The 19965-nt window shown below is 73.3% G+C and carries 17 protein-coding genes; 12 read left to right on the plus strand and 5 right to left on the minus strand.

Going from position 1 to position 19965, the window contains the following annotated elements; all coding sequences use genetic code 11:
- Positions 1 to 457: 457 nt before the first annotated feature.
- The 4 genes from HYQ63_RS40210 (at position 458) to HYQ63_RS40225 (ending at position 5653) form a co-directional block, all read left to right on the plus strand.
- A complete protein-coding gene (locus HYQ63_RS40210; RefSeq protein ID WP_179938844.1) occupies positions 458 to 1825 on the plus strand; it encodes an MFS transporter in 1368 nt (455 codons plus the stop codon).
- Positions 1826 to 1874: 49 nt separating this feature from the next.
- Positions 1875 to 2540, plus strand: coding sequence for an HAD-IA family hydrolase (locus HYQ63_RS40215; protein ID WP_179938846.1), 666 nt, complete (start codon positions 1875 to 1877; stop codon positions 2538 to 2540).
- A gap of 39 nt (positions 2541 to 2579) precedes the next feature.
- Positions 2580 to 3962: an FAD-binding oxidoreductase gene (locus HYQ63_RS40220; protein WP_179938848.1), complete on the plus strand. Its 1383-nt coding sequence runs from the start codon at positions 2580 to 2582 to the stop codon at positions 3960 to 3962.
- Positions 3963 to 4060: 98 nt separating this feature from the next.
- Positions 4061 to 5653 carry a PucR family transcriptional regulator ligand-binding domain-containing protein gene (locus tag HYQ63_RS40225; protein WP_179938850.1) on the plus strand — a complete coding sequence of 531 codons (1593 nt, stop codon included), beginning with the start codon at positions 4061 to 4063 and terminating at the stop codon, positions 5651 to 5653.
- Positions 5654 to 5663: 10 nt separating this feature from the next.
- Here HYQ63_RS40225 and HYQ63_RS40230 read toward each other — a convergent pair whose 3' ends face one another.
- Entirely contained in the window at positions 5664 to 6629 is a 966-nt protein-coding gene (locus tag HYQ63_RS40230; protein WP_179938852.1) for a D-2-hydroxyacid dehydrogenase family protein, read from the minus strand.
- Positions 6630 to 6702: 73 nt separating this feature from the next.
- Between HYQ63_RS40230 and HYQ63_RS40235 the strand changes: the two genes are divergently transcribed.
- Complete coding sequence (locus tag HYQ63_RS40235) at positions 6703 to 7722, plus strand: ketopantoate reductase family protein (protein ID WP_179938854.1); 1020 nt, start codon at positions 6703 to 6705, stop codon at positions 7720 to 7722.
- Here the strand turns inward: HYQ63_RS40235 and HYQ63_RS40240 are convergent.
- Positions 7685 to 8542, minus strand: coding sequence for an alpha/beta fold hydrolase (locus HYQ63_RS40240; RefSeq protein WP_179938856.1), 858 nt, complete (start codon positions 8540 to 8542; stop codon positions 7685 to 7687). The two genes, HYQ63_RS40235 and HYQ63_RS40240, sit on opposite strands and share 38 nt — an antisense overlap.
- A 273-nt stretch (positions 8543 to 8815) precedes the next feature.
- Between HYQ63_RS40240 and HYQ63_RS40245 the strand changes: the two genes are divergently transcribed.
- On the plus strand, positions 8816 to 9598 hold the full coding sequence (locus HYQ63_RS40245) for a prephenate dehydrogenase (protein ID WP_257232475.1): 783 nt from the start codon (positions 8816 to 8818) through the stop codon (positions 9596 to 9598).
- Between the two features lie 125 nt (positions 9599 to 9723).
- Here HYQ63_RS40245 and HYQ63_RS40250 read toward each other — a convergent pair whose 3' ends face one another.
- On the minus strand, positions 9724 to 10866 hold the full coding sequence (locus HYQ63_RS40250; RefSeq protein ID WP_179938858.1) for a galactosyldiacylglycerol synthase: 1143 nt from the start codon (positions 10864 to 10866) through the stop codon (positions 9724 to 9726).
- 134 nt (positions 10867 to 11000) lie between these two features.
- On the opposite strand from HYQ63_RS40250, the gene HYQ63_RS40255 reads away from it, so the two are divergent.
- From HYQ63_RS40255 to HYQ63_RS40265, 3 genes are read left to right on the plus strand one after another with little or no spacing between them, the layout of a single operon-like run.
- Positions 11001 to 11834, plus strand: a complete 834-nt coding sequence (locus HYQ63_RS40255; RefSeq protein ID WP_179938860.1) for an SDR family oxidoreductase — start codon at positions 11001 to 11003, stop codon at positions 11832 to 11834.
- 13 nt (positions 11835 to 11847) lie between these two features.
- Positions 11848 to 12792, plus strand: a complete 945-nt coding sequence (locus HYQ63_RS40260; protein WP_179938862.1) for a DMT family transporter — start codon at positions 11848 to 11850, stop codon at positions 12790 to 12792.
- Positions 12789 to 13538, plus strand: a complete 750-nt coding sequence (locus HYQ63_RS40265; RefSeq protein WP_179938864.1) for a polysaccharide deacetylase family protein — start codon at positions 12789 to 12791, stop codon at positions 13536 to 13538. Before HYQ63_RS40260 ends, HYQ63_RS40265 begins: the two co-directional genes overlap by 4 nt.
- Before the next feature lie 39 nt (positions 13539 to 13577).
- Here the strand turns inward: HYQ63_RS40265 and HYQ63_RS40270 are convergent, their stop codons facing one another.
- Complete coding sequence (locus tag HYQ63_RS40270; protein WP_179938866.1) at positions 13578 to 14528, minus strand: sensor histidine kinase; 951 nt, start codon at positions 14526 to 14528, stop codon at positions 13578 to 13580.
- Positions 14529 to 14676: 148 nt separating this feature from the next.
- Between HYQ63_RS40270 and HYQ63_RS40275 the strand changes: the two genes are divergently transcribed.
- The 3 genes from HYQ63_RS40275 (at position 14677) to HYQ63_RS40285 (ending at position 16947) form a co-directional block, all read left to right on the plus strand.
- The gene (locus HYQ63_RS40275; RefSeq protein WP_179938867.1) at positions 14677 to 15561 is read left to right on the plus strand and encodes an alpha/beta fold hydrolase; all 885 of its coding nucleotides are present in this window, start codon (positions 14677 to 14679) and stop codon (positions 15559 to 15561) included.
- Positions 15562 to 15725: 164 nt separating this feature from the next.
- The gene (locus HYQ63_RS40280) at positions 15726 to 16058 is read left to right on the plus strand and encodes a hypothetical protein (protein WP_179938868.1); all 333 of its coding nucleotides are present in this window, start codon (positions 15726 to 15728) and stop codon (positions 16056 to 16058) included.
- A 52-nt stretch (positions 16059 to 16110) separates the two neighbouring features.
- Positions 16111 to 16947: an SAM-dependent methyltransferase gene (locus HYQ63_RS40285; protein ID WP_179938869.1), complete on the plus strand. Its 837-nt coding sequence runs from the start codon at positions 16111 to 16113 to the stop codon at positions 16945 to 16947.
- Positions 16948 to 17021: 74 nt separating this feature from the next.
- Here the strand turns inward: HYQ63_RS40285 and HYQ63_RS40290 are convergent, their stop codons facing one another.
- Positions 17022 to 19841 carry an AfsR/SARP family transcriptional regulator gene (locus tag HYQ63_RS40290; protein ID WP_179938870.1) on the minus strand — a complete coding sequence of 940 codons (2820 nt, stop codon included), beginning with the start codon at positions 19839 to 19841 and terminating at the stop codon, positions 17022 to 17024.
- Positions 19842 to 19965 lie beyond the last annotated feature (124 nt).

The following is a 19965-nucleotide window of genomic DNA, read 5'->3' on the forward strand; positions in this document are numbered from 1 at the left end:
CGCCTCCCGACGGCTCGCTCACGCCGCCCGGAGGCTCACACCGGAGTGTCATGACGGTTCTCCCGAGGTCAGGAAGGGTGCGCAACGGATGCCCACACCCTGACCGCACCCGCGCACCGGGGCAACGGGCACAGTGTCCGCTCCGGCGGTCCGTTGTGGACGCTGTGTCCCCGCCGACGCCACCGGCCCGGGACCAAAGTCCTGCGCACTCCCGGTGCGGAAGTGGCGTACACAGTGTCCACCACGGGCCCGGCGATGGAACAGGATGGCCGTTGACGCTACCGGACCGCTGAACCATGGTGATGGCCATCCGTCATCCCGTCACCTGCCCGTTCCCGGCAGCACACCCCGCGGTCCCCGCCGCGCCCCGCACGAATGCTTGACGCCCGATGCCGCACCGATGTGTCGCGTCGCCCAGCGCCTCAGCGCCTCCTCCTCGTCCCCAGGAGTCTCAAGCATGTCCTTGTCCCGACCGTCACACCCCGCACCGGAATCCACCGCCAGAGTCCACAGCCTCGACGAAGCCCCCGTCACCGGCTTTCACCGCAGGATGGTCGCCGTCGCCATGGGCGGCCCGTTCTGCGACGGCTATCTGCTGGGCATCATGGGCGTCGCCCTCAGCCTGATCACCCCGGCCCTCAGCCTGAACACCATGTGGGAGGGGCTGATCGCCGCCTCCGTCCTCGTCGGCGTCTTCATCGGAGGCGCGGTCTTCGGTCCGATCACGGACCGCGTCGGCCGCCATCTGATGTATGTGCTCAACCTGATCACCTTCGTGGTCTTCTCGGCCCTCCAGTTCTTCGTCACCGAGGCGTGGCAGCTGCTGGTGCTGAGGCTGCTGATCGGCATCGCGATCGGCGCCGACTACCCGATCGCGTCCGCCCTGACCACCGAGCTGGTGCCGCGCAAGATTCGCGGCCCCGCCCTGTCCGGCCTGGTCCTCGCCTGGTGGGTCGGCTACGGCGTCAGCTACTGGGCCGGCTGGCTGCTGCTGGGCACCGGCGACGACGCCTGGCGCTGGATGCTGGCCTCCGGCGCGGTGCCCGCCGTGATCTTCATCTTCTTCCGGGCCGGAGTGCCCGAGTCGCCCCGCTGGCTCGCCTCCCGCGGCCGGGTGGAGGAGGCCAAGGAGGTCGTACGCCGCCACCTCCACCAGGAGGTCAGCACGGAAGAACTCGTCGCCGAGAGCGGAGCGAAGCGCGGCGGCTCGGGCCTGGGCAACCTGGCGGAGATCTTCCGCCGCGGCTACGCGATCCCCGCCCTGTTCTGTTCGGTGTTCTGGATCTGTCAGGTGGCGCCCGCCTTCGCCGTACGGTCCTTCCAGCCGCAGATGCTGGAGTCGTTCGGGGTGACCGGCACCTTCGGCGCCAGCGCGCTCATCACCACGATCGCGGTGGCGGGCACGGCGGTCGGGCTGCTCGTGGTCAACCGGATCGGCCGGCGGCCCCTGCTCGTCGGCAGCTTCGCCTGTATCAACGTCTGCCTCATCGCCCTGATCGTGCTGCCGCTGCACTACGCGTTCCTGGTGGTCGCCCTCTTCGCCGGGTTCCAGTTCTTCGAGGCCGCGGGCAGCGGGCTCCAGTTCGTGTATCCGAGCGAGCTGTTCCCCACCGACCTGCGCGCCACCGGCGTCGGTGTGGCCACCGCCATGAGCCGGGTCGGCTCCGCCTCCAGCACCTTCCTGCTGCCCATGCTCACCGCCGACTTCGGCGTGCGCGGCACCCTCGCGATGGGCGTGGGCATCACCGTCATCGGCCTCGTGGTCTCCATCGTCCTCGCCCCCGAAACCAAGGACCTGGGCCTGGCGGAAGCCAGCCGCGCCTGACCGCGCCGTTTCCGTCCCGCTCCGCCCCTCCGACCGAAAGGACCGCTCCATGCGCAAGCTCGTCTCGTTCGACTGCTACCGCACCCTCATCAACTTCGACACCCAGGGCGCCACCCACGAGATCGTCAAGGACCGTCTCGCCGAGTACGGCGTCGACCCCAAGCAGTTCCACCACGACGCCTACGTGATGCGCTTCCAGGGCGTCGTGGACGAGTACCGCCCCTACCGCGAGACCGTCCGCCGCACCCTGCGCAACGTGATGCTGCTGCACGGCCTGCCGTACCGCGACGAGGACGGCGAGGCGCTCATCGAGGCCATCAAGCGGTTCAAGCCGTTCCGCGAGGTCCCCGACGCGCTGCGCCGCCTCAAGGGCGAGTACGACATCGCCATCCTCAGCAACAGCGAGGACGACCTGATCTCCTATGCCGTCGACGAGCTGGGCGTGGAGTGGGACTACGTCCTCACCGCCGAGCAGGCGGGGGCGTTCAAGCCGCTGCCGCAGGCCTTCGAGTACCTGATGAAGGCCACCGGCCGCGGCCCGGAGGACATCATCCACACCGCCCAGGGCTGGGAGTACGACATCATGCCGACCAAGCGGTACGAGGGCATGCGGCGGATCTGGGTCAACCGGTACGGCTTCCCCGGTTCGGCCGCGTACCAGCCGTACGAGGAGATCAAGGACCTGTCCGAGCTGCCCGGTCTGCTCGGCGTCTGACCCGGCTCCCGGCCGTCCCCCACACCGCGAGAGGACCCCATGTCCGCCACCACGGCACCGGTCAACGGGCGCGTCGCCCACTGGTTCGCCGAACTGCCCGCCCCACGCCCGGCGCTGCCCGGCGACCGCGACGCCGATGTGTGCGTCGTGGGCGCCGGAATGACCGGGCTGTGGACCGCCTACTACCTCAAGAAGGCCGACCCGTCCCTGCGGGTCACGGTCCTGGAAGCCGAATTCGCGGGCTTCGGAGCCTCCGGCCGCAACGGCGGCTGGGCCTCCGGACTGATCCCCGGCGCCCGCGACCGGCTGGCCCGCACGTGCGGCCGCGACGCCGTCCTCGACTGGCAGCAGGCCATGAACGAGGCCGTGGACGAGGTCATCGCCGTCGCCGCGCGCGAGGGCATCGACGCCGACATCGTCAAGGGCGGCACCCTGCGGGTCGCCCGCACCCCCGCCCAGGCCACCCGGCTGCGGCACAAGATCGAGCAGGACCACGAGTGGGGCGTGCCGGAGTCCGTCCTGCTCACCCCCGCGGAGTCCGCGCGGCACATCGCCATCGACGGCGTCACCGCCGGCGCGTACACCCCGCACTGCGCCCGGCTCCAGCCCGCCGCCCTGGTCCGGGGCCTCGCCGAGACGGTGGAGCGGCTCGGCGTCACGATCTACGAGAAGTCGCCCGTCACCGCCATCGAACCGGGCCGCGCGCTCACCGCACACGGCACGGTCCGCGCCCCCGTGGTGCTCCGCGCGACCGAGGGCTTCACCTCCTCCCTCAAGGGGCTGCGGCGGGCCTGGCTCCCGATGAACAGCTCGATGATCGTCACCGAGCCGCTCCCCGAGGAGATCTGGAAGGAAATCGGCTGGGAGGGCCGGGAAACCCTCGGCGACACCGCACACGGACACATGTACGCCCAGCGCACCCCGGACGACCGGATCGCGATCGGCGGACGCGGTGTGCCGTACCGCTTCGGCTCCCGCACCGACGACTCGGGCCGGGTCAGCGACCGTACGATCGACCAGCTCACCCAGACCCTCCAGCGCATGCTGCCCCAGACCACCGGCGTCCGCGTCGACCACGCCTGGTGCGGGGTCCTCGCCGTGCCCCGCGACTGGTCGGCCACCGTCGGCCTCGACCGGGCCACCGGCGTCGGCTGGGCCGGCGGCTACGTCGGCCACGGGGTCACCTCCACCAACCTGGCCGCCCGCACCCTCACCGACCTGGTGCTGAAGCGGGACACCCGGCTGACCCGGCTGCCGTGGACCGGACACCGCCCGGGCACATGGGAGCCGGAGCCGTTCCGCTGGCTCGGGGTGCGCGGACTGTACGTCGCCTACCGGCTGGCCGACCGGCACGAGGCGGGCGGGCGCACCCGTACCTCGCCCATCGCCACCGTCGCCGACCTCATCGCGCGCCGACCCTGAGATCCTGGAGTCCCGGCGCCCCGCCTCCCCGGGGCCGCCGGGACTTTCCGGAGATCCGCCCGCCACGGCGGACACAGTGCAGGGAGGGAGCGGGCCGGATGGCATTGCTCACCGTCGCCGACGTTCTGCGGCTGCCCGTGATCGCCGCGGGACTGCCCCGGGTCATGGCCGGCGAGGACCGGCTGAACCGCCCCGTCCGGTGGGTCCACGTCACCGAACTGCTGGACCCGGCGTCGTTCCTGGAGGGAGGCGAGCTGGTGCTCACCACCGGCATGCCCCAGCCCAACGACCCCACCCGGCTGCGCGGCTACGCCGACCAGCTCGCCGACGTCGGCGCGGCCGGGCTGGTCGTGGAGCTGGGCCGCCGGTACCAGCAGGTGCCCCCGGACCTGGTGGCCGCCTGCCGGGCCCGGGACCTCCCGCTGATCGTGCTCTCCCACGGCATCCGCTTCATCGAGGTCACCCAGACCGTCCACGCGCTGATCCTGGACGCACAGGGCGAACTGCTGCGCCGCTCCCACCAGGTCCACGAACTCTTCACCGACCTGACGCTGCGCGGCGCCCGGCCGGAGGAGCTGGTGCAGGTCGCGGCCGACCTGATGGGACGGTCGGTGGTACTGGAGAACCTGGTGCACCACGCCATGATCGTCTGTACGGCGGGCCGCCCCGGCGGTCCGATCCTGGAGGCGTGGCAGCGCCGCTCCCGCGCCACCCCGACCCCCGACCACGCGGCGCCCAGCGGGCCGGAGGGCTGGCTGGTGGCCCCCGTCGAACACGACGGGCAGCGCTGGGGACGCCTCGTCGCGCTGCCCGACCAGACCGGCCCGGCCTCCGGGCCCGAACACACCCTGATCCTCCGGCGCGCCGCGACCGCCCTCACCCTGGCCCGGATGACCGGCCACACCCAGTGGGACCGGGAGGCCCGCGCGTCGGCCCTGCTGGAGCTGCGGCACGGAAGCCACCTGAGCCGCACCGAGTCCCGCATCCGGGTCGAGGCCCTCGGCCTGCCGACCGTCGGCCAGCTCTTCATCGCCGTGGCCATCGGCCACCGGCCCGACGCCGCCGACCGCGCCGACCTGGACAGCCGGGTCGGCGACGACCTGCGCGGCGCCGGGATCCACGCCCTGGTCGGCAGGCTCTCCCCGGACCGCACTGGCGTCCTGCTCACCCTGCCGCTCGCCGCCGCGTGGCAGGCCGTCGTGGAGCGCATCGGCCGGGTCACCGAGGAGACGCTCGGCGAGGAAGCCGTCCTCGCGGTCGGCCCCGGCGTGACCGCGCTCGACCAGGTGGCGCGGTCGTTCCGGCAGGCCGAGGAGGTCGCGGACGCCATCGGCCCCGCCACCCCGCCGCGCCCGTTCCACCTGCCCGCCGACCTCGGGCTGCCGGAACTGCTGTACACGCTGCGCGACGACGTCCGCGTCCAGAACTACGTGGAACGGCAACTCGGCCGGCTGATGCAGCACGACGAACGGCACGGCGGCGACCTGCTGGCCATCCTGCGCCAGTACCTCGACGCCGCGGGCAACAAGTCGGTCGCCGCCAAACAGGCCGGACTGTCACGGCAGGCCTTCTACCAGCGCCTGCACACCATCGAGCGACTGGTCGGCGGCAGCCTGGAGTCCGGCGCCCAGCGGTCCCGGCTCCATGTCGCCGTCATGGCCCTGGACACCCTGAGCGGCGACCCCCACTGAGCGGTGACCCCTACCCGGCGGTGAGGACACGGACCGGCTCGCCCGCGAGATAGGCGCGGATGTCCTCCACCGCGTCGCGGTAGTAGCCCTCGTAGTTGCGCCGGGTCACATAGCCCAGGTGCGGGGTGCCGAGCAGATTCGGCAGCGTACGGAACGGGTGCTCCGGACCCAGCGGCTCCTCCTCGAACACATCGACCCCCGCGCCCGCGATCCAGCCGCCCCGCAGGGCGTCCGCGAGCGCCGCCTGATCCACGATGGCCGCGCGGGAGGTGTTCACCAGGTACGCCGTGGGGCGCATCCGCCGCAGCTCCGGCGCGCCGAGCAGCCCCCGGGTACGGTCGCTGAGCACCAGATGCACCGAGACCACATCGCTGGTCTCCAGCAACTCCTCCTTGGAGGAGACGAATCCGACGCCCTCCGCCGCCGCCCGCTCGGCCGTCAGATGCCGGCTCCAGGCGGCCACGTCCATGCCGAACGCCTGGCCGACCCGCGCCACCTTGGTGCCGATCTTGCCAAGACCCAGCAGGCCGAGCCGACGGCCGTGGAGATCCATGCCGACCGTGCTCTGCCACGGCCCGCCGTCCCGCAGCGCCGTGCTCTCCGGCACCAGGTGGCGGGCCAGGCCGAGGATCAGCGCCCAGGTCAGCTCGACGGGCGGCTCGGAGGAGCTGGCCGTGCCGCACACGGTGACCCCGTGCCGGGCGGCCGCCTCCAGATCGACGGACGCGTTGCGCATCCCGGTGGTGATGAGCAGCCTCAGCCGGGGCAGCCGGGCGAACAGCTCGGCGGGGAACGGGGTGCGCTCCCGCATGATGACCACGATCTCGCAGTCCCCGATCGCCTCGACCAGCGCGTCCCGGTCGGGGAAGTGGTGCCGGTGGGACACCACGTCCACCGCGTCGCGGACCCCCGACCAGTCGGCCGAGGACAGGGCCACGTCCTGGTAGTCGTCGAGCACGGCACAGCGCAGTTTCATGGTTCCACCTCGGGCTCTTCCAACAGGTCCGTGCAGGTACGTTGTTTCTACCACCCACGGGGAAAGGGTCCTGGTGCGATACATCATCATCGGAGCGGGCGCGGTCGGCGGCACGATCGGCGCCCGGCTCCATCTCGCCGGCCATGACGTCATCCTGGTGGCGCGCGGCGCGCACTACGAGGCGCTGCGCGACCGCGGACTGCGCTTCACGGCACCCGAGTCCGCCCATGAGGTCCCGGTGTCCGCCGTCACGGGACCCGAGGACGTCGAACTCGGCCCCGACGACGTGCTCGTCCTCGCCGTGAAGACCCAGGACGGCGCGGCGGCGCTGGACGCGTGGGCGCCGCGCCCGGTCACCGGCGGCGGCACCGCGGGGGAGCGGCTGCCGCTGCTCTGCGCCCAGAACGGCGTGGAGAACGAGCGGTTGGCGCTGCGGCGCTTCCGCCGGGTGTACGGCGTCTGCGTCTGGCTGCCCTCGACCCACCTGGAGCCGGGGGCGGTCGCCGCGCCGTGCGCCCCGTACACCGGGATCCTCAGCCTGGGCCGCTATCCGTCGGGCGCGGACGACACCATCCGGCGGGTGGCCGCCGACTTGGAGGAGTCCGTGTTCCTCGCGCCGGTCGTACCGGACGTGATGCGCTGGAAGTACGCCAAGCTCATCAACAACCTCGTCAACGCCGTCGAGGCGATCTGCGGGCCGCTCACCGGAGACGAGGCCCAGGCCCTCGGCGCACGGGCGAAGGCGGAGGGGGTCGCGGTCCTCGACGCCGCGGGCATCGCCCACGCCGACGCCGCCGAACAGGCCGCACTCCGCTCCGGAAAGGTGGAGATACGGCCGCCCGACGGCGTGGAGCGCGGCGGCGGCTCCTCGTGGCAGAGCCTGACCCGGGGGACCGGCACGATCGAGACGGACTATCTCAACGGGGAGATCGTGCTGCTCGGACGCGAACACGGCATCCCGACACCGGTCAACGAGACGCTGGGACGGATCGCGGGCGCCTGCGCCCGGGAACGCCGCGCACCGGGCAGCATGACCCCCGGCCGGCTCACTGCCCTCATCGACGCGGCAGAATCCCCCTCAACACCTCGGTGAACTCCGCCGGGTGCTCACTGAGCCCCGTGTGACCGCCGGGGAAGTCCACGACCTCGGTGCCCATCCGCTCGGCGAGCGCCACCGCCGGGCGGTGCAGCAGCAGCCCGTGCGAGTCCCGGCCGCCCGCCGGGACCAGTCGCTCCGATACGGCCGCCAGCGCCTCCAGATCCGGGACATGGCCGGTGAACGGGCACAGGACGTGCTCCAGGAAGAACGGGAAGTTGGCCATCATCCGGTCGATCACCTCGGCCGGACGCGGCGGGGGCTCGGCCCCGCCAGCCTTCTCCTCGGCGTCCTTCTCCGCGGTACCCTCCGCCGGGCCGGTGCCCGCGGACATCACCGCCACCGCCGCCCCGATCCCCTCGCGGCGGTACGCCGCGCGCACCTCGGCGAAGAACGCCCGCTGTTTCTCGGCGTCGGGCAGCAGTTCCACCAGGGGCGGTTCGTGCGCGATGGCCAGCCGCACCCGCTCCGGGTGACGCGCCAGCAGGTCCACCGCGACGATGGCGCCCGCGCTACAGCCGAACACGTATGCCGGTTCGCCGTCCGGTGCCACCGCGTCGAGCAGCAGGAACGCGTCCTCGCTGTGCACCTCGACCCGCTGGTCGCCGGGCGGGCCGTCGAGCGGACTGCGCGACAGGCCGCGCGGATCGTAGGACACCACCGTGTACCGGTCGGCGAGGGCCGGCGCCGCGTGGTCGTAGGCGGCGGCGTCACCGGCCCCGCCCGGGATCAGCAGCAGCACCGGGCCGGTGCCGCGCACCTCGTAATGCAGCGTCGCGCCGGGCACCTTCAGGGTGCCGGACTTCGGTTCGTTCATGGTGTGCACGGTATCCAGGTGGCATGGGGCGCGCGCGGTGTTTTTCGCGCCTGATACGTCGTCATCACGACGCGCGCCACCACTCCTGCGGATGACACGGCCGGTCTGACAAGGGGGTTCGTGCCACCTGACTTCACGGAAAGTTGGCTGCTCCGTAGCCGTCAAGGCGGTCCGAGTTGTTTTGCGTGGTGGCACACAGGGCACCGCACACACCTAACAGCAGGCATAATCGCAGCAACGATGGGCGCAGACGCCCAGAAAGGGGACGAAGTGATGGTGAACGCGCTGAGTGCCGACAACAGTGTGGGCTCGACGATCGAGGCACTGAAGGCAGAGCTTCCGCAACTGGAGAAGCAACAGGAGGCCCTCAAGGGTGATTTGGACGCCGTCACCCAGCGGCTGGAGGTGGTCAGCACCGCTCTGAGCAGCCTTCAGGCCCTCTCGGGAGCCACCCTCCCGCAGGCCGGAAACGGTGACGTCGCGGAGGCGAAGGCCGCCGGGAACACCGCCACGGAGGCCGAGCCGAAGCTGGCCGCCGAGGCCGCCCCGGCGACCCGGACGCCCGCCGCCACGCGCAAGGCCGCCATCGGCCGGCAGCGCAGCAAGGCCAAGTCCACCACCGGCGGCCGGGCCACGAAGACCGCCACCAAGGCCGCGGGCAAGAAGACCGCCGCGAAGAAGCCCGCCAAGAAGGCGGCGGCCAAGGACACCACCAAGACCACCGCCAAGGCCACCACGAAGGCCACCACCAAGGCGGCCAAGACCACCGAGAAGAGCGCCCAGACGAGCGAGAAGGCCACCGCCAAGGCCACCGAGAAGACGGCCAAGGCGGCGGGCACCTCCTCCGAGCGCTCCACCGGGCTCGCCGAGTCGGTGCTCGGCGCCCTGAAGAAGGCGGGCCGTCCGATGCGCGCGTCCGAGGTCAACGAGGCCCTGGGCCGCGACGAGACGCGCACCAACGTGAACTCGGTGCGCAACACGCTGGAGCGGTTGCGGACGACGGACCGGGCCAAGCGCTCCGGGCGTGGCCTGTACGAGGCCGCGGCCACCAGCTGACCGCCGCTCTCCCGTCCAAGCGCCGCCACCTCAGCGGTAGCGGGGACGGAAGTGGCGTTTGGGGAGGGTGGACCCGGATGTGTCGGCGGCTGTGCACGCGCCGAAGCTGCGGTCCACCCACTCCGTTACGAGAAGGGCGTCATGACGCCCGCACCGCCGTCGGCCACCATCTCGGCCAGCCGGGCGGCGACATCGGCGGGGCCGGTGGCGAACAGCCGTCGGCCCGCGGCGATACGGCGTTCCCGCAGCGCCGAGGGCGCGGTGAGCGCGTCGAGCAGGCGCAGCAGCTCCGATGAGTCCGCCGCGTGGTCCGTCAGGCCGAGGGCGGCCATCCGGCGGACCCCCTCGCGGCCATGGCCCGGGATGGGGCGGTAGCCCACCACCGGGACTCCGGTGGCCAGTGCCTCCAGTGCGGTCTGTCCGGCCGCGTTGTCCACCAGCGCCCGTGTGGCGGCCAGCAGTCCGGGCAGATCCGGTTCCCAGCCGAGGGCCGCCACCTGCGGCCACCGGGACAGCCGGTGGCGCAGCCGTTCGTCCCGGCCGCACAGCGCCACCGGCAGATAGCCCGCGGCGGACAGCAGCCGTGCGGTGGCCGCCAGCCGCGTACCGGCGCCCCAGGCCCCGGCGGACAGGACCACCGGCGGTCGGCCGGGGGCGCGCCGGTCGAAGCGGCGCCGCCAGTCCGCCGCCCCGGGCGCCGGGCCGAGGAAGCGCTCCGCCACCAGCGGGCCGGTGGCCACGGCGGGCCGCCCGAGGGCCTGCCGCACCTCTTCGGCGGCCTCCTCGGTGACACACAGGTGCAGATCGTTGCCCGGGTGCAGCCACTGGCGGTGCACCGCGAAATCGGTGACCACCACCGCGCTCGGCACCGTCAGCGCCCCGCGCGCCCGCAAACGGCCGGTGAGCTGCGCGGCGAGGTGGAAGACGGGCACCACCGCGGTCGGCCGCAGCCGCTCGGCCAGCGCCAGCAGCCGATCCTCGGCGAGCGCCGCCAGCGGGGCGGTGCCGGGCCGTGGCCCCGGGGCGGGGCCGGACCGGAAGAACGCCCGGTAGATGCCCGCGTAGACCACCGGGGCCCGGCGGACCGCCGTCCGGTAGAAGGCGCGCAGCCCCGGGCCGATCCCGGCGGGCAGCAGCTCCAGCACATCCACCCGGTCCGCCCGGCACCCCGCGCGCTCCAGTCTGCGCACCAGCTCCCCGGCCACCGCGTCATGACCGGCCCCCATGCTGGCGCTCACCACGAGAAAACGCTGTGACGGCTGGCGCATGCTCACCTCCGATGGTGCGAGGCGCGGCCGCTCATGGCTCACTGGAGGTATCCGCTCCGCGTGCCGTCAAACCGCGCGCTCGGCGGCCGGTGGCGCACAGACGCCGCCGGTCGGCAGCGAGACAGGAAGGTGCCATGGCCCGCCCTCTGCCGGACGCACAGCCTCAAGCCGGCGCCGCGCACGCGACGGCCGGTCCCGCCGCCACCGGGGCCGCCCCCACCGAAACCGGGGTGGCGCTGGTGACCGGCGCGTCCTCGGGTATCGGCGCCGCCGTCGCGCGCCGGTTCGCGGCGGGCGACGGATGGCGGCTGTTGGTCAGCGGCCGCCACCGGGAACGTCTCGACCAGGTGGCCGCGCGCACCTCGGCCATCGCCCTGCCGGCCGATCTGGCCACTCCCGAGGGCGGCCGTGGCCTGGTCGAGGATGCCTTCCGTACCGCCGGGCGGGTGGATCTGCTCGTCGCGGGGGCGGGCATCGGCTGGGCGGGACCGTTCAGCGCGATGCCGCCCGCCGCCATCGACCGTGTCGTGGGCGTCGACCTGCTCGCCACCATGCGGCTGGTACGGCTGGTCCTGCCGCACATGCTGGCCGAGCGGCGCGGCCACATCGTGCTCATCGGATCGTTCGCGGGGAGCGTCGGAGTGCGGGGCGAGGCGGTGTACTCCGCGGCCAAGGCGGCGCTCGGCATCTTCGCCGACGCCCTGCGCCACGAGCTGCGCCGCGGCGGCGTACGCGTCACCCATGTGGTCCCCGGCGTGGTGGACACCCCGTTCTTCGCCCGCCGCGGCGTCCCGTACACCCGCCGGGTGCCGCGCCCGATGCCGCCCGAGCGGGTCGCCGACGCCGTGTGGGACGCCGTCGCCCGCGGCCGGGACGAGGTCTACGTACCGGCCTGGCTGCGGCTGCCCGCGCTGGTGCGCGGCGCGGCCCCGGGGCTGTACCACCGGCTGGCCGCCCGCTTCGGGTGAGGGTGGGGGTGACATGGGCGCCCTGACCGTCCTCCTCGCGCTGCTGTCCGCCCTGGGCAACGGCGCCGCGTCCGTGCTCCAGCGGCGTGCCGCGATGGACCAGGAGCGGGAGCTACCGGAGGCCGGTCGCGGCGGGGTGGTACAGGCGCTGCGACATCTGCTGCGGCTGCTGCGGCGCCCGTACTGGCTGGCCGGGGGCGCGGCGATGGTGGTCTCGGCGGTGGCCCAGGTGGGGGCGCTGGCGGTCGGGCGGCTCTCCGTCGTGCAGCCGCTGCTGGTCAGCGAGCTGCTGTTCACCCTGGTGGTGGGGAGTCTGGTGTTCCACCGGCGGCCCGGCGGCCGGACCTGGCTTGCGTTCGTGATGCTCGCCGCCGGGCTCGCGCTCTTCCTCGTCGCGGCCGATCCCTCGCACGGCCGCGCCACGGCCCGGGACGGGCTCTGGCTGCCCGCCGGTGTGGTGCTGGTGCTCGTCATGGGGGCCCTGGTGCTGGTGGCGCGGGCGCTGCGGGGCGCGGCGCGGGCCGCGACGCTCGGCTGCGCGACCGCCGTCGGCTTCGCGTGCACGGCGGCCCTCATCAAGGAGTTCACCGGGCGCTTCGGCGGGGGAGTGGCCGCGGTGTTCACCGGCTGGCCGCTGTACGCGGTGTGCCTCGTGGGGCTGTTCAGCTTCCTGCTGCTCCAGAGCACCCTGCGCGCGGGCACCCTGGCCGCCTCCCAGCCCGCGCTGACCCTCGGGGACGCGCTCGTGAGCATCGCGCTGGGCTGGGTGCTGTTCGGCGAACGCGTCGAACTGGGGCTGCGCCTGCTGCCCGAGGCGGTCGGCATCGCCCTGATGGCGGCCGGGATCGTCGGCCTCGCCCGGTCGCCCGCCATGGCCGAGGGCTGGGACGCGGACGCCACCGGCGCGGCGGCACCGCCCGCGGCACGACGGGTCCCGGGCGGCGGGAGCCCGCCATGAGCCTCGGACGCCGGACCGGTGTGCTGGCCCGGAACGCGGCGGTGCTGGCCGCGGCCGCGCACCTGGTCCCGGCCGGCACCTGGCTGCCGGGGCCCCGCCGCTTCTTCTTCCCCGCCCTGGCCGGACAGGGCCGGTCCGACCACATCGCCCTCACCTTCGACGACGGCCCCGACCCCCACTCCACCCCGCGCTTCCTGGACGCCCTGGACGAGCTGGCGGTGACCGCCACGTTCTTCGTCCTGGGCGAGAGCGTGATGCGCTACCCCCGCACGACCCGCGAGATCGCCTTCCGCGGCCATGAACTCGCCGTCCACGGCTGGACGCACACCCGCCCCTGGCTGCCCAGGCCGGTGCGGGACGTCTCCGAGGTCGCGTACGCCGCCCGGGCGGTGCGGCTGGCCACCGGTGCCGTACCGCTGTGGTACCGGCCCCCGTACGGCGTCCTGACCGGCGGCCGCTGGCTCGCGGCCGTACGCGCCGGGCTGCGGCCGGTCCTGTGGTCCGCCTGGGGGCGCGACTGGTCCCCGAACGCCACCCCGGCCTCGGTGCTCGCCACCCTCCGCGGCGGCCTCCGGGGCGGCGCCACGGTCCTGCTGCACGACTCCGACCGGGCGTCGTCCCCCGGCTGCTGGCGCGTCACCCTGGCCGCGCTGCCGCACCTGGTGACCGCGTGCCGCACCGCGGGGCTGGAGGTGGGCCCGCTGTACGACCACGGGGTGCCCCGGCTCCCGGCCTCGCCGGGGTGAACCGGGGGAACAAGCGTGAAGCCTGGGCGGCCCCGCCGATTACAGCCCGCTGCGCAGCCTGATCAGCGTGCCGTCCGCGTCCGCCTGCATCTGGACGACGTCGCACAGCATCCGGACGCCCCACAGCCCGAACCCGGCATCCGACCCCTCCGGCGGGGTGAAGCCCCACAGGGCGTCCGGGTACCAGTGGCCGGGCCCGGCGATCTCGCAGACCAGATCGCCGTCCTGGGTCCACACCAGCAGCTCCGCCGGGGCGCTGCCATGGCGGATGGCGGTGTTCGCCACCTCGGCGACGGCGGCGACCATGTTGCGGAAGGGCTCCTGGCCCATTCCGAGCCGCCCTGCCCGCTCGGCGATGAAGACGCGCACGGCGTCCAGATCGGCCCCCTCGACCGGCAGCCGCTCGGCCGTCGCCGGAGCGGGCGTCAGCGCCCGGCGGTCGCAGGTGGCGCTGAACGGGCCGGGGGCGGTGTACTCCAGGCTCTGCTCCGGCCCCTGACCGTCGATGATCTCGGGGTGGGTCCGGCGCGCGTACGTGATGATCTCGGGGTGCAGCACGCGGCGGTCGTAACAGCAGATGGCGCGGGCGCCGGAGTGGGCGAACGCGGCGTTCACGATCGACTCGTAGCGCGCCCACTCCACCACCTCCAGCGGAGTGCGGCCCTGCCACACCGGCTCGGCTATCACCCGGACCCGGCGCGGCGACTCGGCCTTCACGAAGGAGTCGTACGCGGCGATGGTCTTCACCGGGTGCTGGTACCAGCTGAGCGCGTCCTCGAACTGCACCGCCGGGGCGTCCTGCCCGAGGGCGTCCCGCAGCGCCGCGATGTTCGACTTGGCCGCCACCACGGCCACCGCGTCGTCGGCCTCGAGGCCCTCGCGCAGGAAGGGCACGCAGACGTCGACCACTTCCCCCTCGTCCCGGTAGAGGAACCCGCGGTGCACCATGGCCTCGTGGTGGTCCGCGACGGAGCTGGTCGGGCTGGTCATGGGGGCCTCCCTCGGCCGGGCTGGTGCGCGTGACAGCGCGCAGTCTGCCACCCTCGCGGCCACCGCGCAGCCGGATCATCGGTCGGTGAGGGAATCCCCCGATTCGGTGCGTGGACGTGTTCCTGACGGTGAATTAGCATCGCTGAGCGTGACACAGGTCAAGAGCATCACCGCAAATGGAATCGAGTTCGGCTATCTCGAAGCGGGCCCGGCGGACGCCCCGCTGGCGCTCTGCCTGCATGGCTTCCCCGACACCGCACACTCCTGGCGCCATCTGCTGCCCGCCCTCGCGGACGCGGGCTACCACGCCGTCGCCCCCTTCATGCGGGGCTACGCACCCACCGGCATACCCGCCGACGGCGCCTACCAGGCGGGGGCGATAGCCTCCGACGCCAACGCCCTGCACGAGGCCTTCGGCGCCGACGGCGACGCCGTGCTCATCGGCCACGACTGGGGCGCCATCGCCGCCTACGGCGCCACCGCCCACGCCCCCGAGCGCTGGCGGCGTGCCGTGACGATGTCGGTGCCCCCGCTGGGCGGCGTGCTGGCCGACTTCTTCAACTACGACTACGGCCAGTTCAAGCGCTCGTTCTACATCTTCCTGTTCCAGACCCCGCTGGCCGAAGCGGGCGCCGCGGCCCATGACATGGCGCTCATCGACGGACTGTGGCGCGACTGGTCGCCCGGCTACCACGACTCCGCGCAGGACATCGCGCACGTCAAGGAGAGCCTGAAGGACCCGGCCCACCTCGCCGCCGCGATCGGCTACTACAAGGCCCTGTTCGACCCGACCCGCCAGGTTCCGGCGTACGCGGCGGAGCAGGAGGCGATCACCTCCACCGGCGAGCGGCCGATCCTCTTCCTGCACGGCACCGACGACGGCTGCATCGGCGCCGACGTGGTCCACAGCGCCAAGGACCACCTCCCGGCGGGCTCCAAGGTGGAACTGGTCGACGGCGCGGGCCACTTCCTGCACCTGGAACAGCCCGAGCGGATCAACCGCGAGGTGCTGACCTGGCTCGCGGCCGAGTGACCCCTTCCCGTACGCCCCGCAACTCCCCGTAGGTCCCGCACGTGCCGGCCGGTATAGCGCCGTGGCATACCGCTTTACCGCCGCTATACCGCCGGTAATCCGCCCTCTCCGATGCTGGACGCATCGCCAAGCCCCGCCGGTGGAGATGCGTCTGGAGAGGGCCCGTGAACGTCGATCAGCAGCAGCAGCAACCGCAACCGCACACCGAGGACGAACCCCTCTACGCCTGGAGCACCTATCAGGTCTCCGGCGGGGTGGAGGGCTCCGGTCCGAGCGGCACCTGCCGGGCGGAACGGACCGCGCGCGCCTGCCTCGAAGCGGCGCTCCAGGCCGCGGTCGTCCACTCCCACGCGTATTCCTGGGGGCAGCTCAGCCGGGTGTCCGCGGACGTCGACCTGCCGTTCCACCTCTGGTCACGGGCCCCGGTCGCCTGGGCGGAACCGGGGCCCAGTGACACGGTCACCTGGCGCCCTGGCCCGGCACCGCATCCGCGGTGACGGATCCGGCGAGCGGCAGGGCGAGGCAGGACCAAGGGCAGGGGAATCTCGGATGAACAGCAGCGGGCCCGGCATCGGGCTCACCACGGTGGAGTGGCAGCCGGTCGACCACGGTCGCCATCCCGGCCATCAGGCGAACCCGGCGCGGGTCTACAACTATCTCGTCGGCGGCAAGGACAACTACCTCGCCGACTACGAGCAGGCCCAGCGCTTCCTGCGGATCGCGCCGGAGATCCGTGACACCGCCCTGGCCAACCGCCGGTTCCTCCAGCGGGCGATGGCGGAGCTGGCCGACGAGGGCATCAGCCAGTTCCTGGACATCGGCTCGGGACTGCCCACGGCCCCGAACGTGCACGAGATCGCCCAGGCGGTGAACCCCCGGGCCCGGGTGGTCTACGCCGACAACGATCCCATCGTGGCCAGCCACGGACAGGCCCGGCTGGCGGTCCCCGGGACCACGATGATCAGTGGCGATCTGCGCGAGCCCGACAAGATCCTGGCCCATGACGAGGTGCGCCGGCTGCTCGACCCCGGGCAGCCGGTGGGGATCGTGCTCACCTTCATCCTCGACTACCTCGACGACAAGGACGATCCGTACGGCGTCGTCGCCCGGCTCATGGAGTGGGCCGCGCCCGGCAGCTGTCTGGTCCTCTCCCATGTCACCGGCGACTTCACCGACGAGACCCCCGAGGACCGGGACTGGGCGCCGCTCAGCCTCAGCCCGGTGACCGCGGCCCCGCGCGACCACGCCGGAATCATGGGCTTCTTCCACGGCCTCGATCTGCTCGACCCGGGCCTGGTGCAACTGGCCGCCTGGCGCCCGGGTATCGGCGCCGAACACGACCCGAGCCGGGTGTGGGCGTACGGCGGGGTGGCCCGCAAGCCGTAACCACCGGGCCCCGGACGTCACCACCGGGCCCCGGACGCAACAACCGGGCCCGGGTATGCGCCCCCGGCGCCGCCTCAGTGCGGGCCGGGGCCGATCTGGAGCGTCATACAGGCGGGGAACAGCCCGCTCCAGGTGTGGCCGCGCCAGCTCTCGTACGTACCCGGCCGCTGCCACACCGGCAGCGCCTCGTCCAGGTGCGCCCGGCCCTCGGGGAACTTCCCCTGCTCCATGTACGTGATGCCGATCTCGTACATCGCGAAGCCCTGATGGTGGACGTCGCCGGTCCGCCGGGCGTGCTCCAGGCTCTCCTTGAAGCACGTCAGCGCCTCCTCGGAGCGGCCCAGACCGCGGTGGGCGCGGCCCAGGTTGCCCAGGCCGATCACCTCGGCCGCCAGGTCCCCGGTGTCCCGGGCCAGGGCGAGCTGACGCCGCTGCACCCCGATGGCCTCCTCGAACAGCCCCAGTTCGGACAGCGCGTCCGCCAGGTTGCACAGCGACCGCTGCTCGCCCCGCTGATGGCCGATGGCGCGCCAGATCTCCAGCGCCGACTCCAGGGTGGCCCGCATCTCCTCGTAACTGTGCTGGAGCCAGTGCGCGCCCGCGAGATGGTCCAGCGCCCACGCCTGGCTCTCCAGGTCGCCCAGCCGCCGGGCGGCCCCGATCGCCAGCTCGTTGACCGTCTGGAGATCCTGGGCGTGCGCCCGCGGATACAGGAACCACTGGAGGGCCTGGGCCAGCCGGATCCCGAGCCGGGCGAGCGCGTCGGACTGGGTGACGGCGTGGGCGACGGCGGCCAGCAGATTGCCCGCCTCGGCCTTCAGCCACACCTCCGCCTCCGCGTGGTCCCGCAGCGGGACCACGGGGCCCTCGACCGGATGCCGGGGCCAGGGCCGCTGCGGGTCGAGCAGGGTGACCGCCCGCTGGGTGGTGGCCACGTAAGCCGACATCGCCCGCTCCAGCGCCGCCGCGGGCGCGGACTCGGGCTCCTCCTGCTCGGCCCGCTCCGAGGCGAACAGCCGGAGCAGATCGTGCATGTGGTACCGGTCCGAGTCCGGGCTCTCCAGCAGCTGCGCGTCGACCAGCCGCTCCAGCGCGTTCTCGGTGCGGTCGGCCGGATGGTCCAGCAGCGCGGCCGCCACCGGCAGGCTCACGTCCTGCCCGGGCACCGTGCTGAGCAGCCGGAAGGCGCGTACCGCGTCCGCGTCGTCGGAGCGCCCGCCGAGCCGGAACGCGTCGTAGCTCACCTCGAAGCTGGTACGCACGGCCAGGTCGCCGAAGCGCAGTTCGTCCAGCCGGCCGCGGGCGTCGGTCAGCTTGGACACCAGGGTGCGCAGCGGCCAGGCCGGGCGGGCGGCCAGCCGGGCGCCCGCGATCCGCAGCGCCAGCGGCAGACGGCCGCACAGCCGGGTGATCTCCTCGGCCTCCGCGCGCTCGGCCCGCACCCGCTCCACCCCGACGATCCGCTCCAGCAGCGCCACGGCCTGGTCGTGGGGGAGGACGTCCAGATGCAGATGGGTGGCGCCCTCCAGGGTGGTCAGCATCTCGCGGCTGGTCACCAGCGCGGCGCAGTCGGGCCCGGCGGGCAGCAGCGGACGGACCTGGTCCACGGAGGCGGCGTTGTCGAGGATGACCAGCAGCCGACGGCCCGCCACCAGCGAGCGGAACTGGGCCGACGCCTCGTCGGTGTCGCCCGGCACGCTCGACCCGTCCACGCCGAGGGCGCGCAGGAACCGCCCGAGCACTTCGGCCGGTTCGAGGGCCGAGAGCCCGGCGGTGGTGCCGTGCAGATCGACGTAGAGCTGGCCGTCCGGGAACCGCTCGGCGAGCTGGTGCGCGGCGTGGATGGCCAGGGTGGACTTGCCGACGCCTCCGGTGCCGTCGATGGCCGCGATCACCACGGGGCGCCCGGACCCGCCGTCGTCGCCCCGCTCGCCCGTTGCATCCCTCTCATCGCCCTGGTCGCCCTGGTCGACTTGGTCAAGGAGCGCCTGGATCACCGCCACTTCGCCATGGCGTCCGGTGAACGCCTGGCTGGCGGGCGGCAGTTGGCGAGGGCCCCGGGCGGCCGGGCGCGCGGCCGGGGCGGTGGGCCGCTCCTCCTCCTTGCGCGGGGCCGGTGGCTCCAGCAGGGAGGCGTCCGCGGTGAGGATCCGCTGCTGGAGCCGCTGGAGCGGCGGAATCGGCTCGACCCCGAGATCCTCGGCCAGCAGCCGGTGCAGATCGCGGTAGGCGGCCAGGGCGTCGGCCTGCCGCCCGGAGCGGTAGAGGGCCAGCATCAGGCGGCCGCGCAGCCCCTCGCGGTACGGATGCTCGGCGGTCAGCGCCTCCAGCTCGCCCAGGACGTCGGCGTGCCGACCGCACCGCAGATCGGCGTCGATACGGGCGTCCACGGCCTGGAGCCGGAGTTCGCCGAGCCGGGTGGTCTCCGCCTCCACGGACGGGGTCGGGGGCACGTCCGCGAACGGCGTGCCGCGCCACATCACCAGCGCCTCGCGCAGCCGCTCGGCGGCGTCCTCGGGGGACTCGGCCTCCCGCTCCAGCCCCCGCCGCCCCTCCTCGACCAGCTGCTCGAACCGGTGCGCGTCGAAGTCGGCCGCCTCCACCACCAGCCGGTAGCCGTGCGCCTTGTAGCCCTGCTTGTCGGTGATCAGGGCTCCGCCGGACGCGTCACCCAGGCTCTGCCGGAGACGGGAGACATACGTCTGGAGCAACTTGGCCGCGCTCTGCGGCGCCTGGCCCTCGCCCCACAGCTCGTCCAGGAGCCGTTCGGCCGGGACGGTCCGGTTGGCGTGGCAGAGCAGCACCGCGAGCAGCATCCGCCACTTCGCCGGGCCGAGGGACGTCCATTGGTCACCGTCCCACAGCTCGAGCGCACCAAGGACCCGGTATCGCACCCGTAACCTCCGAGGCCCCCTGCCACAGCCCGGCCTCTGTCTCGTGGTCCGCAAGGACCGTCAACCCATTGCCCCGGTAACGGTATACCTCAGCTTTGGCCATGGCCGCGCCGATATCCCCGCA

This window comes from Streptomyces sp. Rer75 (assembly GCF_013414305.1).
Classification (GTDB): domain Bacteria; phylum Actinomycetota; class Actinomycetes; order Streptomycetales; family Streptomycetaceae; genus Streptomyces; species Streptomyces himastatinicus.

What these genes read in the sequence shown, in the direction of transcription:
- HYQ63_RS40210 (WP_179938844.1), top strand. Translation starts at nt 458, where the DNA reads ATGTCCTTGTCCCGACCGTCACACCCCGCACCGGAATCCACCGCCAGA.
- HYQ63_RS40215 (WP_179938846.1), top strand. Translation starts at nt 1,875, where the DNA reads ATGCGCAAGCTCGTCTCGTTCGACTGCTACCGCACCCTCATCAACTTC.
- HYQ63_RS40220 (WP_179938848.1), top strand. Translation starts at nt 2,580, where the DNA reads ATGTCCGCCACCACGGCACCGGTCAACGGGCGCGTCGCCCACTGGTTC.
- HYQ63_RS40225 (WP_179938850.1), top strand. Translation starts at nt 4,061, where the DNA reads ATGGCATTGCTCACCGTCGCCGACGTTCTGCGGCTGCCCGTGATCGCC.
- HYQ63_RS40230 (WP_179938852.1), bottom strand. Translation starts at nt 6,629, where the DNA reads ATGAAACTGCGCTGTGCCGTGCTCGACGACTACCAGGACGTGGCCCTG.
- HYQ63_RS40240 (WP_179938856.1), bottom strand. Translation starts at nt 8,542, where the DNA reads ATGAACGAACCGAAGTCCGGCACCCTGAAGGTGCCCGGCGCGACGCTG.
- HYQ63_RS40245 (WP_257232475.1), top strand. Translation starts at nt 8,816, where the DNA reads ATGGTGAACGCGCTGAGTGCCGACAACAGTGTGGGCTCGACGATCGAG.
- HYQ63_RS40250 (WP_179938858.1), bottom strand. Translation starts at nt 10,866, where the DNA reads ATGCGCCAGCCGTCACAGCGTTTTCTCGTGGTGAGCGCCAGCATGGGG.
- HYQ63_RS40255 (WP_179938860.1), top strand. Translation starts at nt 11,001, where the DNA reads ATGGCCCGCCCTCTGCCGGACGCACAGCCTCAAGCCGGCGCCGCGCAC.
- HYQ63_RS40260 (WP_179938862.1), top strand. Translation starts at nt 11,848, where the DNA reads ATGGGCGCCCTGACCGTCCTCCTCGCGCTGCTGTCCGCCCTGGGCAAC.
- HYQ63_RS40265 (WP_179938864.1), top strand. Translation starts at nt 12,789, where the DNA reads ATGAGCCTCGGACGCCGGACCGGTGTGCTGGCCCGGAACGCGGCGGTG.
- HYQ63_RS40270 (WP_179938866.1), bottom strand. Translation starts at nt 14,528, where the DNA reads ATGACCAGCCCGACCAGCTCCGTCGCGGACCACCACGAGGCCATGGTG.
- HYQ63_RS40285 (WP_179938869.1), top strand. Translation starts at nt 16,111, where the DNA reads ATGAACAGCAGCGGGCCCGGCATCGGGCTCACCACGGTGGAGTGGCAG.